Source organism: Microcoleus sp. F4-D5, assembly GCF_036704885.1.
Lineage (GTDB): Bacteria > Cyanobacteriota > Cyanobacteriia > Cyanobacteriales > Microcoleaceae > Microcoleus.
In genome coordinates, this window is the sequence record NZ_JAUBSX010000033.1 from 17,989 (window position 1) to 33,201 (window position 15,213).

The window sequence follows — 15,213 nt, forward strand, 5'->3', positions numbered from 1 at the left end:
ACGTTAATCGTCGCCACGCCACCTTCAGCCACCGTGTAATTTGGTTGGGCGAACTGGAAGAGACTTGGAGATGTCGGCGTCGGAGTTGGCGTCGTCCCCGGAGTCGGCGTCACATCAAGGCCTTGATATTGAATACTCCGCAGTAGGTAGTCGGAACTATCGCTTTTGAAGGAGGGATCGTTGGGGCTATCGTAGGCTTTGGCGGAGAACCGTAATTCGTCAAAAACAACGCTAGTGGAATTTGATACTATCTGGAATTTGAAATTCCCATCGGTACGATCGCCAGTGAAAGTCACTCCATCAGAAGACACAGAGAGGGGTTTAGGAGCGATCGTCGGAGCGTTGAGGCGAGTAATGGTAAAAGCGGTAGCCGGGACCAAAACCCCATTATTGAAGATTTGCAGCAAACCAACTTCATTGCCTTGATCGTTTACTGTAGAACTTGATTTGGGAAGTAATGCACTCAGGTCGATCGTGGCGCTAGTGATGTCTTTGTTATCTGCCCATTTCACCTTCAGCACCTGAGATTTACTGGTGTTGGGGTCATAGTTGATTTCCGCCCGCACTTTAGTGGCGTCGGTGAACCAACCAGGATAATCAGATGGGACACCTATACCTCCGACACCGCCGTAACTCAACCAGCTTTTAGGGTTTTCGTTCGTTGCTAAGGTGAGGTTGCTGATGGCAGTAGGGTTAGTATAGTTCGTTTCCACGCCATCAAAAGCTATCCCAGACAGTTGGATGCCTTGATTCTGGGCGGCAGTAGGCCATTGTGCAATTAGCTCACTGATGCTGTTGTAATTAGTGGTTGTACCCAAAGAACCAGTGAATGAAGTAGCCATAGCTTCTCCTTTGATGATGAATAATTAAGGATTAGAAGTGACTGAAAAACAGAGGTTGGGCTTTCTTGTAGCGATCGGTCACTGCAAGAAAAATTTCGTCATTAAGTACGTGAAGTACGTGCAGGTCAATCAAGTAAAAACGCTCAGGCTGCCAAAATGCTTGCCCAATAAGCAGTTGAAGCCTTTATTGCCCCTGCGTGATTAAATGTTGAGTGTAATTATTACTTGCAACTACTTATACAGATGCTTGTTCTTTACTTTCATCATCGATAACTTCGATCCGGAAGATTTCCAAATAAATTTTTCATCCCTCTAAAGAGTGGGTTTTCCACATCTGTAGAGGAGAGCTTAAATCCCACATTCCGCACCCCCCAACGGGCAGCGTGCGCTGGTTCTGCGGACAAAAGTGAATCAGGATTGACAAAACGTGAGTATAAATACTCCTAAATTTATATTTTTAAGCAGAACTCAGTTGGGAATTCCTGAAAATTGAGGTTCGGGCATAAGTTAAATCTGATTCCATTAAAAATGCGTTAGCGAAGCTGGCCGTAGGCATCGGTAAAACACCAAGTTTATTGCCGATCGGTAATGTGATTGACGATCGCCCTCAAGATGTCAAATGGGTTCTCTACCAGGAGTGAGTTGATTCATTCAAAACCCGGCCTCATGTTATATTTATTTGTACTTACTTACGTAACAATCGATGCACTTATCAAAAAATAGGTTTTGGTTGTTGGGAGCGATCGCCGTTACGGCACTAATTATCATTACCCTGCTATTTGCTCCGGCTAACAACAAAATAAACAGCGGTTCGACTTATAATAGAGGCCCGGACGGATACGGAGCATGGTATGCTTTTATGTCACAACGGGGAACGCAGGTTCAGCGCTGGCAAAAACCTTTTGAAGACTTTGCTAAAAACCAAGATGCAACACAGCTAAGTACACTTTTACGTATCTATAGTAAATTGATACCACAAGCTGTTTCTGATACAGAGAAAAAGTGGGTGGAACAGGGCAATACTTTGGTAAAGTTGGGAGTTCGCGCCCCGGTGACACCAGCACCTTTTAGTAGCTTGCACCCAGCTTCAGCCGGGGAAATCAAGATTGATACGGGGCGGAGAGAGCCCAGCGACAAAAAACAAATTTTAGGCGATCGCTTTGGGGCAATTGTTTGGAAACAAACAATTGGTAAAGGAACAGTTTATTTTGGCGTCGCACCCTATCTAGCTGCTAATGCTTATCAGGATTTTCCAGGCAATTATGAATTTTTAGCAGGGCTTGTTACTCAATTAGAAGGTGGAGAAAAAGAAATCGAAGGAACCCAGCAGGCTATAGCAGTGAATTTTATCCAAAATCCGATCGATCGGCCAACCCAGGAAACGAGTAAAACTCTAAAAAAAATCTGGGTAGATGAATACATTCACGGCTACAAAGATCCAGAAATTATTAAACGCGAATACGAGGGTAATTTATTTACTTATTTAGCCAAAACTCCTCTATTTCCTGTTTTTATACAGGGTACAATTATTCTAATCATTGCTATTTTTGCCGGGTGGAACAGGTTTGGACAGCCTGTAACTCTATCAGCGCCTGCTGTTGACAACAGCGAAGCTTATATTCAAGCATTAGCTGGTGTCTTGGAAAAAGCAAACAGCACTGATTTTGCGGTAGAAATTATCGGAAAAGCAGAACAGTTACAACTGCAAAAAGCCTTATTATTGGGACAGGCATCCCTGGAAAGCGAAAGCCTCACAAATGCTTGGGTGGAGCAAACAGGGCGAAAAGCGGCAGAATTGTCAGAATTGCTGCCGCCATCTCGGAAACAGCGCATCAGCGATACAGATTTGCTAGCCTGGTTGGGTAAATGGGAGCAGATCCGCCAACATCTCCCCTCTGATAGGAAAAATCTCAAATGAGCGAAATAAACTCTATTTTTAAACGCCTCAGCCAAGCCCTTGACAAAATAGTTGTGGGTCAATCTTCTACAGTACAGCAGTTGCTAGTGGCTCTTTTGAGCGGCGGTCACGTGATTGTTGAGGGAGTGCCTGGAACCGGGAAAACTCTACTTGTAAAAGCGATCGCCCAATTGATCCAAGCAGATTTTCGCCGCATTCAACTAACGCCGGATATTTTGCCGTCGGATATCTTGGGAACAAATATTTTTGATTTTAATAGCCACAGTTTTACCCTGAAGAAAGGCCCGGTTTTTACAGAGATTTTGCTGGCAGATGAAATTAATCGCACGCCTCCAAAAACCCAGTCAGCACTGCTCGAAGCAATGGAAGAACAGCAGGTAACTTTAGACGGTGAAACTTTAGCTTTGCCAGAGTTGTTTTGGACGGTCGCAACTCAAAATTCCCTAGAATTTGAAGGCACTTATCCGCTACCAGAAGCTCAGTTAGACCGATTTTTATTTAAACTTGTGGTTGATTATCCCGATGCAGCAGCAGAAAAGCAAATGTTGCTGAACGCAGAGGCAGGATTTCGCGGCAAACGCATCGATTTAGCTAGAATAAAATCTGTAGCAACGGTAGAGCAAATAATTAGCGCGCGTCAAGCAGTACAAACAGTCAAAGTAGAAGAGAAAGTGATCGATTACTTGCTAGCTTTGGTACACAATACGCGAAAACATCCCGATTTGGCATTGGGTGCTTCTGGGCGATCGGCAGTAGCTTGGTTGCAAAGCAGTAAAGCTCATGCTTGGCTGGCCGGCAGGGATTATACTACTCCTGATGATGTCAAGGCGATCGCACTGCCGCTTTTGCGCCACCGTTTGATTCTCAAACCAGAATCGCTGTTAGATGGCTTGCAAATTGATGCGGTAATTGCTTCGGTATTAAAACAAGTCGCTGTACCGAGGTAAACTGAAATATAACTATGACGATCGCAATCAAAATTCTGAACCATAACGACGCAGATATTCTGAAGAATGTCGATCCAGATGTGTTTGACGACGCGATCGACCTACAGCGATCCGAAGAGTTCCTTGCAGATCCGCGTCACCATCTAGCCGTGGCGATCGAGGGTGAATTAGTCGTCGGTTTTGTCTCGGCGGTTCATTACGTTCATCCCGACAAACCGCATCCAGAAATGTGGATTAATGAGGTTAGCGTAGCAGAGACGCACCGCCGGCAAGGCTTGGGAAAACGTTTGATGAATGCAGTATTTGATGTCGCGAGGGAGTTGGGTTGTGCTGAAGCTTGGGTGTTGACCGATCGCGAAAATACAGCGGCGATGAATCTGTATTCGGCTGTTGGTAATCCAGAGACACCGAGCGATCATGTTATGTTTACATTTAATCTGGAGGAATCGAATTCATGACAACAAATCTTTATTACGCAAGTATTGTAGGAATTTAGCGAAAAAATACCACACCAGCCCAATTTTCTGATAAACTACATAACCTACTTGCAAATCATGTAAAGGGAGAAAGCATATGAAATTAGGATATACAATTATATTATAAATTGTCATGATTACTCGTTCCCAGGTTTTTCCTAGGAACCAGTTGAACTCGTTTTAAAGATCGAGGAGATTTTCCTATGTCTATTATGCAAAATAAAACGATTCCTCTACTTCGAGTCACTGGATACTGGCTAATTGCGATCGGCATAATTCATATAATAGGTGACATTGTATATTATTTTGAACCTTGGTCAGATATTGTTCGTAATGGCGTATTCAACGCCGTAGATCCTCACTTCGATCGAGGTGCTGCCTTTTGGATGTTGATGTTAAGCCCATTCCTTTTTGCTTTTGGTCAATTCTGTTTTTGGGCGGAAGAACACAATGTTCGATTGCCCGGTTTTATGGGTTGGAACCTACTGATAACCTCGGCATTTGGCGCATTTCTGATGCCAATTTCGGGATTTTGGCTATTAATTCCTCCATCAATTCTCATGATTGTCGTGTCGCAGTCGAGGGAAGTGAATTCTTCTAAAGCTATAGAAGATGTATAAGCACCGCATCATAACCTTTTTGTAATTGTGTTTTGGGAGGAGAATCTATGCCTATTACTGCTTACGCTTTAAAATTGAAAACAAAATGATTCCTTCTATCCGCCTTTATTTATTGTTAGCGATCGCAATTCCGATCGCCCTTTTGCTGGCCATGCTTGTCAATCAGCAGACAAGTATTATCGGCACTTTGCTATTTGACAGTTTAATTGTAGGTTTAGCCATTGCCGATGCACTGCGCGTCAAATCTCATCACGTGGAAGTAACGCGCCATCCGTTGCACCGACTTTCGATCGGGCGAGACAATCCAGTTTTACTGTCAGTGCGATCCTCTCCGAGGGCTGCGCTAACGGCAAATCAAACAGCTAAAATTCGGCTGTGCGACTCCTATCCGCTAGAGTTTGATGTCTCTCAACCGATGCTGGAAGCAGACCTCAATCCTAACAGCGAGGAAGAATTAACTTATACAATCCGCCCGTCAAATCGCGGAAAATATAAGTGGGGAGATATTCAGGTGCGGCAGTTGGGAACCTGGGGTTTAGCATGGCACGACTGGACAATACCTGCTAGTGAACAAGTTGCCGTTTATCCCGATTTAGTGATGTTGAAAGAACTCTCTATTCGGCTAACATTGGAAAATAGCGGCACAATGCGGCGGTTACAAAAACTCGGGATGGGAACTGAATTTGCCGAACTGCGGGAATACGGTATTGGTGACGATCCTCGCTTGATTGATTGGAAAGCTACTGCGAGGCGATCGCGCCCTTTAATCAGAGTTTTAGAACCAGAAAAAGAGCAAACTTTGATTATTTTACTCGACAGGGGACGGCTGATGACGGCGCGAGTGCAGGGTTTGAAGCGCTTTGACTGGGGAGTGAATGCAGCGCTGTCTTTAGCCTTGGCTGGACTAAATCGGGGCGATCGCGTGGGAGTCGGCGTGTTCGATCGGGAGATCGCGACTTGGATACCTCCAGAAAGGGGTCAACATCAACTATCTAAATTAATTGAACGCCTTGCGCCAATTCAGCCAGTTTTGTTAGAACCAGACTATGTTGGTGCTGTAACTAAATTAGTAAGTCAACAAACTCGCCGTGCATTAGTAGTGCTAATTACTGATTTAGTAGATGTCACAGCTTCTACAGAAATGCTTTCGGCTTTAGCGCGTTTAACACCTCGTTATTTGCCTTTTTGCGTAACTTTGCGCGACCCTCAAGTTGACACAATCGCTCACACTTCCACCGTGGAAATTACACCTGCTTATAATCGTGCTGTAGCTTTAGATTTACTAGCACAGCGTCAGGTAGCTTTTGCACAGTTGAAACAAAAAGGAGTTTTGGTTTTGGATGCACCAGCCAATCAAATTAGCGAGCAATTGGTTAACAGATATCTGCAACTTAAGTCTCGGAATCAGCTTTAATCTTCTCAGCTTCCGCAGCATTCGCAAAGTAAGGTAAAGGCCCTTTGAGAACCGACCAGTTTTTATAGATGAAACCGATTACCCAAGGGGCTGAAAAAGCAAAAAACAAGACGCCTAGCTGTATTTGCGATCGAAATATTTCTAGAGTGCTTCCTGTTTGATTGTCCCAAAATATTTTATATGACAAATTCCAAACTGTAAAACTAATATTTTGCAACATTGTAAAAATTATTACTACAAGTAAGCTGCGGGTTTTTACATATAAAATTGCGTAAATCAATAGAACAATAATCATCGTTATAAAAATCTTATACGCCGCAGTTCCCCACAGCAGACACATAGCTATTATTGCTGTAATATTTCCCCATTTGGCAGCGCATCTGTGTAGCGGAATGCTTATCACAAAAAACGCCATAAAGACAGGACTTATTACATAATTATCCAAGGCAACTTGTAAGTAGTAAAGTGCTGGTGAGAATGATTTTAAAGCTGCTATTAAAATGCTGCTATTTCTCTTTTCAGTCAGTATTTGTTCAACAAAGGAAGGTACAATAAAAGACAAAGGATAATAAAATATTCGGAATAAACCTATTGAAAAAACCACGCTAGCGATCGCCAGACGTACTAATGGCCACCATTGGTAGCGATCGGGAACTTTACCAATGAGATATTTAATTTCAATTCCCGCTAGCCTGCATTGTCGCCACAGCAAAGCCCCTAGTAAAATTAATAAATAAATTGCAAGTATTTCATTAAGTAATGGATCTAATGGTGTTTGATCATCGAACTTTATCCCCCGTGTAGAGCCAATCATGAATATTTGAAAGTAAATGCCCGTAGCTAATAAAAAAAACCAGCCAATCAGATGCCGAAGTTTGATTCGAGAAAAAGGATTGTCTTCGGGAAAGCGGATGTTAATCTGAGTCATGATTTTAATTAATTACTGGACTCGATATGGGTAGGTAAGGTGCTATTTGGGTCAATTTAACGTCAAATGTATTCACAGACTGCTGTTTGACCGTTAGATTTAGATCCCCCCTAGCCCCCCTTAATAAGGTGGGAACCGGAAGTCCTCAAAGTCCCCCTTATGAAGGGGGATGCGAGGGGGATCGCCCCGATTTCAAGATCCAAATTATCTAGGAACTTCAGCCGATCGCCTTTTACTGCAATACATCGCCAACAGCGCAAACAACCCGATCCCAGCCAAATACTTTAACGGATCGGGAATTGCCGGATTTGGCGAGAAAAAACCCTCGATCGTACCAGCAATTACCAGCATCGGCACAATTCCAAATACCAATTGTGCAGCTTGACTACCGTAAAACTTCATAGCATCAGCACGGCGGTATTTGCCAGGAAAAAAGATGGCGCGGGCGATGATTAAACCAGCGCCGCCAGCTAAAAAAATCGCCGGCAATTCCAGGGAACCGTGAGGAAATACAAAGGCCCAAAAAGGGTAAGCTAAATTGTGCTGAGCTACTAAACTGGCGATCGCGCCGATCGTCACTCCATTAAATGCCATAATATAAACAGTGTAAAGACCGAAAACAATCCCTCCCCCAACAGCCGCAAAGCATACGGATAGATTGTTAGTCATAATACCGCTAGAAGCTAAAGGTTCGATTCCCACAATTGAACCCATCCACAATTGCCCGTCATCGCGCACTGTTTTAATCAAATGTTGAGGAACTACTAGGGATAAAAACGTCGGATCTTGCCAAGCAAACCACCAAGCAATCAACCCCATTACTAAAAAAATACCCGTCGCAGTCGCCGTATAACCAAACGTCTGCTGTACCGTAGCCGGAAAACCGCAGCGGCAAAACTCCACTACAGCCTCCCAATCTTGGCGGCGCGAACCTTGGTAAATTTGGGTGTAGCCGCGAGAAGTTAACCTTTGCAAATCTTGTAACAAATTATTACCGACTTCATTTGTCCTCGCCCTAGCCAAATCCGCCGAAACAGAACGGTACAAACTCGCTAATTCCGTGATTTCAGACGCAGGTAGGGACTTTAGCCCCTTTTTTTCTACTTGCTGTAAAAGAGTGTCTAACCGTTTCCAGTTCGGTTCTCGCCGCGCGATCCAACGTTTAATATTCATAAAGTTTTTTCTAAGTTCTATTAGATATAGCTTAAGATAGTTGTAAATTTTCCGCCTCACAGAATTATACCCATCCAGTCATGCCTAAAAAAAATCTTAGTTCTTCTGGACAAACAGGCCCCTTGAGCATCGGCAATGTTGTTAGTGCTAGTTTACGGATTTACCGCGACCATTTTAAGCCATATTTTGGTTTGGCATTCGTAGCTTATCTGTGGTTGTTAGTTCCGATTTACGGTTGGGCTAAATTTTCTGCGATTTCAGCGCTCATTTCTCGTCTGGCTTTCGGTGAAGTTAGCGAAAAGCCAGAGACTCTCAGTGATGCTCGCCGTGAGGTGAATCCTCGGATGTGGCGTTTTTTCTGGGCGGGTATATTGACATTTCTGATTTACATTGGGGTATACGTGGCAGGTACGATCGCTATGATAATTTTGGGAGTGGGGGTTGCTGCTATCTTTGGGCAAAATTACGTAACTATTGTAGCTTTAATGGCAGTTGCGGTCATTGCTTTGTTAATTATCTATATCCGAATTCTCTCTCGCTTGCTGATTGTTGAGCTGCCGCTGGCGATCGAAAATAATATAGGTGCTAGTTCAGCAATAAGTCGCAGTTGGGAGTTAACTAAGGGGTCGGTCGGACGCATTCAGTGGATAGTTTTTGTCGGCATTTTGGTTTCACTGCCGATCACGATTGTTGTGCAGATACTTAGTGCGATCGTTCAACTTGTTTTAACTCCACTTTTGGGCGCAGAAACCAGTCTATTTTACTTAGTTTATTATCTTCTGATTTTGCCCTTGAGCTTTGGCAGCGGTGCGCTTGTGACTCCTTTTTGGCAGGCTATGAAAGCCATTATCTACTACGACCTCCGCAGCCGCAAAGAAGGTTTGGGTTTGAAAATGCGCGATCGCTAATTAAGCCTAAGTCAAAACACAAAATTTGCTCAAATTTATGCGACTTTTTAATCGATTCACTCTCCACACTCCAGAAAGTGTTGAACTCGAATTTACCTTAGCGGGAATTGGCAACCGCGCATACGCATTGCTGATCGACTATATCATTTTGGGTTTGATCGTAGTAGTGTTTTTATTAGGTGCGCTGATATTTAATTTAGTGTTGCTTGAGACGATAGCCAAGTTGCTAGGAAGTACCAATCGCTTAGAACTCTGGTTGATAGCAGTTCAGGTATTAATTGGTTTTTTCATTTATGTAGGTTACTTTGTCTTTTTTGAAACAGCGTGGTCTGGTCAAACACCAGGCAAGCGTTATGTCAAAATCCGAGTAATTCGAGATGACGGCCGTCCAGTCAGGCTTCAGCAATCAACTCTACGGGCTTTGCTGCGGCCTTTTGACGACTTATTTTTTATAGGTGTATTTTTCATAGTTTTAAACCAGCAGGAAAAACGTTTAGGAGATTTGGTAGGAGGAACCCTGGTAATTCAAGAACAACAACCCATAACAACTGCTGCATTGAAAGTATCAACACCGGCTCAATCCCTAGCAAAAAAACTGCTGATAGAAGCCGATATTTCGAGCTTGCTGCCAGAAGATTTTGCTGTAATTCGAGAGTATTTGCAGCGGCGCGAAGCTATGATCCCAAATGCCAGAAATGAATTGAGCAAACAACTGGCTACTCAGGTTAAACAAATCATTAGTTTGGAAAAACTGCCGACCAAAGTTGATGCGAATGTTTTTTTAGAGGCTGTATATCATGCTTATCAGCAGCAAGTTGACAATTAATATCAAGTCCAGTTAATTACTTATAAATCCACGGGAATATGGCATAGGGAATTGGCCAGGGGGCATGGGTGATTAATCTGACTAAAGCAGGAATTATCCACTTACCCTCTGATTTGTCACCGGCAACTTTACAATAAACTCAGTTCCTTCACCAACCTGACTGACGCAGCTCAGCTTGCCGCCGTGAGCTTGAACAATTACCTGATAGCACACTGAAAGTCCCAAACCCGTGCCTTTTCCCACAGGTTTAGTAGTAAAAAACGGGTCAAAAATCTTGTCTTGAATTTCTGCTGGAATGCCAGTTCCCGTATCGCGGACAGAGATTGTTACCCAGTCCGGCTCGCTTTGCCAACTGCGGATAGTTAATTCCCCGGGTTTGCTCGTTGACTGGAGCGCGTCTAAAGCATTGTCAATCAAATTATAAAATACTTGGTTGATTTGACTGGCATGACATTTGACGGGTGGCAAACTGCCGTATTGCTTGTCGATTTTGATATTTGTTTTTAGCTTATTTTGCAGCATCAAGAAACTGCTTTCTAAACCTTCATTCAAATCTACTGGTTGTAATTCAGCGTGGTCTAAACGAGAAAAATTTCGCAGCGTCATCACGATCGATCGAATCCGTCCGCTGCCTTCCCGCATAGACTTGAGCAGTTTGCCAAAGTCTTCTCGAATGTAATCGAGTTCTAGTTCTTCATTGATTTTGACAAGTGCTGCCGCTGCTTCCGGGCAGGCATGACCTGCCAGTTCTAGAGCTTCGTTCAATACTTTGAAATATTCTTGAGCGTGAAACAAGTTAGCGTGGATGAAATTGTTGGCGTTGTTAATTTCGTGAGCAATTCCCGCTACCATTTGCCCCAAACCTGACATTTTTTCGCTTTGAATCAATTGCTGCTGTGTCGATCGCAATTCTTGGAACGCTGCTTGCAATTGCTGGGTTTGAGCTTCAGATTTGACCGCAGCTTCTCTGACTTTACTGTAAAGTTCTGCTTGCTGAATGGCGATCGCCATTTGGTCTGCTAGCTGCGACAGCAACTCCATTTCTTGCCGCTGCCAGTTGCGGGTATCCCCGCACTCGTGAGCAATCAGCAAACCCCACAGTTTACCGGGAAATTTTAAATTACAACTTCCGGCTGTAGGAAGTGAATTTTCTTCGCTTCGGGAGGTAACAATCGGTACGATCAGATTAGCTTTTACCTGCAAACTGTCTAAAAAATCAACGTGGCAAGGCTCTAAACCGGCATTAAAAATATCATTAATTGCTTTGACTCGCCCTTGCTGGTAAAGATCGGCGTAATCTCCCCTGAAACACTTATCGGCCCCCATATCTCCTAAAATAGAAGGCCAAGGAACCGTCATGTTTTCAACCACAACTTTTCCCTGCCAGTTGTCTTGAAACTGGTAGATAATTACTCGATCGCACTGCAACAGTTGGCGGACTTCCCTCACCGCTGTTTCCAGGATAGTTTCCAAATCCAGGGTACTGCGAATTTGATTGCCGATCAGCCGCAGCAGCGATTCTCGTTCGGCTTGGCGACGGGTGTTGCTATAGAGTTTGGCTTGATTGATCGCGATCGCCAATTGCGATCCTACCCCTTCTAAAAGCTGCCGTTCCCAATCAGTCCATTCCCGTTCGCGATCGCACTGGTGCAAGCCAATTATGCCGTTTACTTCACCTTGATAGCGAGTAGCTACTGCCAGCATGGACTTAATCTCCAAAGCTTCGGCAATCTTTCGGGTTTGTTCGTTCAATCCCGGAAAATCCAGAAACTTCGTCAAAGCTAGCGACTCTTGCTGAGACACCACTGCCGCCAAGTGCGGATTGTCTGTCATCGGTACTTTCATGCCCAGTTGGATCGGATAGTCTCCGGCGTTGTACTCTCCGCGCGTGACTAAAGTTTTTTCTGTATTTGATTCTTTGACTAAAATGCTCACGCGGCTGCACTGTAGCACTTGTCCCAGCAATCTGCAGGCAGATGTCAAAATTTCTTCTATGTCAAGTGTACTGCGAATTTCATTATTAATTTGGTTCAGCAAGTTTGATAACTGAACTTGCTGCTGCATCTGCACGATCAGGGCTTTTTGTTTGTCTACTTCCGGCTGCGAAAGACTTTCTTCCTGCCTCCACTTTTCAGGTTCAGGCAACCGCGAAGTTAATCTCGGCGAGGGGTTTTCTTGTTCTTGTATTTTTAAAGACATGTTTACTCAGAATTGGTACAGTATTTTGATTGAGCCTGGTTTTTTAGACCTCTGCTTACCCCGCCAAGATCCCGATCGTAGCTACCAGGATTTTTGGAACATCTTAAGACATTATAAAGGATGCAGCCAGAGCATAGCAATTATTTCCTTTACAAATATTTATAAATACTAATTATGCGCTCTGTAGCCGACAATACTAATTGTCCGCGAACTCTTGAACTGTATCAGATGTCAATCAGACTTCACCAGCAGGTTAAACTCAGAAAATTAATCTAAAATCTATCTTTAGTTCAATGTTTGCGCGCGATCGTTCACTATGGAAAACTCAATTACCGACAATTTTCGGCCGGCAGCAAGCACCGACAACCTTACATTTGGATTGACAGGTAAAAGTCAAATTAAAATAGCTTTGGCGATCGGCAATTCGCGACTGCACTGGGGATTATTTGCGGGCAAAACCCTGGCAAAAACATGGGATACAGAGCATCTCAAAGCTGATGCTGTTTCTCGGCTCTCCGAGACCGAAAAAGCCGAATATTTGGTGCAAACAGTAATGAGGTCGATCGAGGAAATATCTTCTCAAAATCTCCTTTGTCTTCCTGCTGCTCCCGCTTTTTCTAGTCCTCACACACTTTCTTTAGTTCCCCTGCCTCTAGTTTTAGCCTCAGTTGTTCCCCAACAAACAGCAATTTGGCAGAGTTATCCTGATGTCCGAATTATTACTTTAGACCAGTTGCCGGTCAGGGGACTCTATCCTACCCTGGGAATTGACAGAGCTTTGGCTCTACTGGGTGCTGGCAACCAATTGGGTTGGCCAGTTTTACTTATAGATGCTGGTACAGCTTTAACATTTACTGGCGCTGATGTCAATAGGTATTTAGTTGGGGGCGCAATCTTACCCGGTTTGGGTTTGCAGTTATCGTCGCTAAGTAAAAAAACCGCTGCATTGCCCTTAATCAGCTTACCAGAAAATCTGCCGCACCGCTGGGCGAAAGATACTGCTGGGGCTGTTCAAAGCGGAGTTGTGTATGCGACGGTGGCAGGAGTTAGGGATTTTATTGAAGATTGGCGGTGTTTGTTTCCTGATAGCAAATTTGCACTCGCGGGGGGCGATCGCGCTATGCTTTTAAAATACCTCACCGCAGCTTTTCCCGATACAGCCGCACCCTTAATTGACGCACCAGAGGCTATTTTTTGGGGAATTAGCCTGTTGACTGTTGACTGTTGACTGTTGACCTGTATCCGATAAAAAAGCCCCCGAACTCATCCGTGATGTCAATGCTTCAATTCTAAAATCTAAAATCGATTCCGTGATGTCAATGCTTCAATTCTAAAATCTAAAATCTAAAATCGATTGACTGTTAAAGGAACCCCCGAACTCATCCGTGATGTCAATGCTTCAATTCTAAAATCTAAAATCGATTCCGTGATGTCAATGCTTCAATTCTAAAATCTAAAATCTAAAATCTAAAATCGATTGACTGTTGTCAGTTGTCATTTTATCAATGACCAATGACCAATTCCCAATTCACTTAGCAAACTCGCGAATATACTTAGCAACAACCTCCGGGACTTCTTGCGGCAAATTGCTTGCCCCCGGACTGACCAATTGCAGTTCGGCATTAGGAGCCAGAGCAGCATAGGATTGACACGCAGACGAAGCTGCGGGGGTATCTTCAGAACCGTGCAACAGCAAAACAGGCGCTTTCAGCAAAGGCAAATTCTCATCAACTAATTCCGCTGTAATTTCCGCCCGCCGCCGCCGGAACAGCAACTGCACGGCAACTGGGGACTGCATCAACTGCTGTCTGAACTTTAGCAGTCCGTCAATCTTTTTTTTGCTGCCCAGCAACTGAGCAATTGGATAGATCGATCGCAGCAACCAGAAAGCGAACGGAGGTTGTCCGATCAGCCAGCTAGCCGTCTGCCAGCGCCCCCGCCGGTTGCCAACCTTGGCGCCTTCTGGGGCCAACAACACCAAACCCTGAACTCGATCGGGATATTTGATAGCGTAGCTGGTGGCCACCCAGCCGCCCAGAGAGTGAGCGATTAAATAAACCTGTCGCACGTTCAAAGTATCGAGGTATTGGGCGAGACATTCTACTTCCAGGTCGATCGAATAATGAAGATTCCGGCGTTCCGAGTCGCCGAATCCCAGCAAATCCGGTGCGAAGCAGTGGTAGTAGGGGCTCAAATGTTCGATCGTCTGCAGCCACTGACTGCTGTCATGCCAAGAACCGTGCAAAAATACTAAATTCGGGCCTTGACCGACCTCGTGCCAGAAGATTTGCCCTACAGAGAGTTTTACCCGAGAATTGCGTAGCGGTGAGTACATCCGGTTAAATATTTAGTAATAAAAAGATGATTAATTTAATGTTCAGAGATTGTGAATAAAAGTAGCAAAACAGTGAAAATTAATTTCACAGTCATAACAGAAAACTTTTGATGGCGAGGTAATTTCCGACTTTTCTCAAATTTGGATGCCCCGCCGGTTTACGCCAAAGTTGTCAGACCTTGAAAATAGTCCTGTAAATGTTGGTCGTTATCGTGGCTGAGCTGGCCCTCCGGCAGCGATGCGGGCAAAAAAGCCTCAACCTCGCTGACTTCAAGCGTATCCTGAACTTGCATCTTTCCCTCTACCTCTGCTGCCACCACGATACAAATCGAGTGCAGCCGAGGGTCTCGATCTGCCGCCGAATAAACACCCACCAAGCGGCGGATTTTTACTAAATCGAGTCCTGTTTCCTCTGCTAATTCCCGCCGCACCGTTGTGGGAATATCCTCTCCCCAATCCACCATACCTCCCGGCAGTGCCCAGCGACCGTTGTCGCGGCGGCGAATTAACACAATTCGCCCGTCAGGCAATACGGGAATCACCGCAGTACCAGTGACGGGATGTCGAAAAATCAGTCCCAGCACAGTTTGTAAAATTTGCCACAATCGACGCATAAACTCAAAAGCT

Annotated in this window: 15 protein-coding genes; 9 read left to right on the top strand and 6 right to left on the bottom strand. The window is 44.4% G+C overall.

Annotated elements, in window-relative coordinates; translation table 11 throughout:
• A partial coding sequence (locus tag QUA80_RS16815) for a hypothetical protein (RefSeq protein ID WP_333426290.1) occupies positions 1-842 on the bottom strand: 842 nt, incomplete at its 3' end.
• A gap of 37 nt (positions 843-879) precedes the next feature.
• Between QUA80_RS16815 and QUA80_RS16820 the strand changes: the two genes are divergently transcribed.
• The 6 genes from QUA80_RS16820 to QUA80_RS16845 all read left to right on the top strand — a co-directional run bounded on the left by QUA80_RS16820 (position 880) and on the right by QUA80_RS16845 (position 6,217).
• Positions 880-1,047: a hypothetical protein gene (locus tag QUA80_RS16820; RefSeq protein WP_333426291.1), complete on the top strand. Its 168-nt coding sequence runs from the start codon at positions 880-882 to the stop codon at positions 1,045-1,047.
• A 498-nt stretch (positions 1,048-1,545) separates the two neighbouring features.
• Positions 1,546-2,760, top strand: a complete 1,215-nt coding sequence (locus QUA80_RS16825) for a DUF4350 domain-containing protein (protein WP_333426292.1) — start codon at positions 1,546-1,548, stop codon at positions 2,758-2,760.
• Positions 2,757-3,707, top strand: a complete 951-nt coding sequence (locus tag QUA80_RS16830) for a MoxR family ATPase (protein ID WP_333426293.1) — start codon at positions 2,757-2,759, stop codon at positions 3,705-3,707. Before QUA80_RS16825 ends, QUA80_RS16830 begins: the two co-directional genes overlap by 4 nt.
• Positions 3,708-3,721: 14 nt before the next feature.
• The gene (locus QUA80_RS16835) at positions 3,722-4,165 is read left to right on the top strand and encodes a GNAT family N-acetyltransferase (protein WP_333426294.1); all 444 of its coding nucleotides are present in this window, start codon (positions 3,722-3,724) and stop codon (positions 4,163-4,165) included.
• Between the two features lie 221 nt (positions 4,166-4,386).
• Positions 4,387-4,803 (top strand): DUF6463 family protein, encoded by a 417-nt coding sequence (locus tag QUA80_RS16840; protein ID WP_333426295.1) that lies wholly within the window; start codon positions 4,387-4,389, stop codon positions 4,801-4,803.
• A gap of 85 nt (positions 4,804-4,888) precedes the next feature.
• Positions 4,889-6,217 (top strand): DUF58 domain-containing protein, encoded by a 1,329-nt coding sequence (locus QUA80_RS16845; RefSeq protein WP_333426296.1) that lies wholly within the window; start codon positions 4,889-4,891, stop codon positions 6,215-6,217.
• On the opposite strand, the gene QUA80_RS16850 is transcribed toward QUA80_RS16845, so the two are convergent.
• Together QUA80_RS16850 and QUA80_RS16855 are read right to left on the bottom strand one after the other, a co-directional pair.
• On the bottom strand, positions 6,195-7,145 hold the full coding sequence (locus tag QUA80_RS16850; protein WP_333426297.1) for a hypothetical protein: 951 nt from the start codon (positions 7,143-7,145) through the stop codon (positions 6,195-6,197). The two genes, QUA80_RS16845 and QUA80_RS16850, sit on opposite strands and share 23 nt — an antisense overlap.
• A gap of 204 nt (positions 7,146-7,349) precedes the next feature.
• Positions 7,350-8,318, bottom strand: a complete 969-nt coding sequence (locus tag QUA80_RS16855; protein ID WP_333426298.1) for a stage II sporulation protein M — start codon at positions 8,316-8,318, stop codon at positions 7,350-7,352.
• A gap of 80 nt (positions 8,319-8,398) precedes the next feature.
• Here QUA80_RS16855 and QUA80_RS16860 point away from each other — a divergent pair, with 80 nt between their 5' ends.
• Both QUA80_RS16860 and QUA80_RS16865 read left to right on the top strand, forming a co-directional pair.
• Positions 8,399-9,226 (top strand): DUF975 domain-containing protein, encoded by an 828-nt coding sequence (locus QUA80_RS16860; protein ID WP_333426299.1) that lies wholly within the window; start codon positions 8,399-8,401, stop codon positions 9,224-9,226.
• Positions 9,227-9,263: 37 nt separating this feature from the next.
• Positions 9,264-10,052, top strand: coding sequence for an RDD family protein (locus tag QUA80_RS16865; protein WP_333426300.1), 789 nt, complete (start codon positions 9,264-9,266; stop codon positions 10,050-10,052).
• 93 nt (positions 10,053-10,145) lie between these two features.
• Here the strand turns inward: QUA80_RS16865 and QUA80_RS16870 are convergent, their stop codons facing one another.
• Positions 10,146-12,251, bottom strand: coding sequence for a GAF domain-containing protein (locus QUA80_RS16870; RefSeq protein WP_333426301.1), 2,106 nt, complete (start codon positions 12,249-12,251; stop codon positions 10,146-10,148).
• A gap of 316 nt (positions 12,252-12,567) precedes the next feature.
• On the opposite strand from QUA80_RS16870, the gene QUA80_RS16875 reads away from it, so the two are divergent.
• The gene (locus QUA80_RS16875) at positions 12,568-13,479 is read left to right on the top strand and encodes a pantothenate kinase (RefSeq protein WP_333426302.1); all 912 of its coding nucleotides are present in this window, start codon (positions 12,568-12,570) and stop codon (positions 13,477-13,479) included.
• A 300-nt stretch (positions 13,480-13,779) separates the two neighbouring features.
• Here the strand turns inward: QUA80_RS16875 and QUA80_RS16880 are convergent, their stop codons facing one another.
• Positions 13,780-14,586 carry an alpha/beta hydrolase gene (locus QUA80_RS16880; protein ID WP_333426303.1) on the bottom strand — a complete coding sequence of 269 codons (807 nt, stop codon included), beginning with the start codon at positions 14,584-14,586 and terminating at the stop codon, positions 13,780-13,782.
• Between the two features lie 158 nt (positions 14,587-14,744).
• Positions 14,745-15,200 (bottom strand): NUDIX hydrolase, encoded by a 456-nt coding sequence (locus QUA80_RS16885; protein WP_333426304.1) that lies wholly within the window; start codon positions 15,198-15,200, stop codon positions 14,745-14,747.
• Positions 15,201-15,213: the final 13 nt, after the last annotated feature.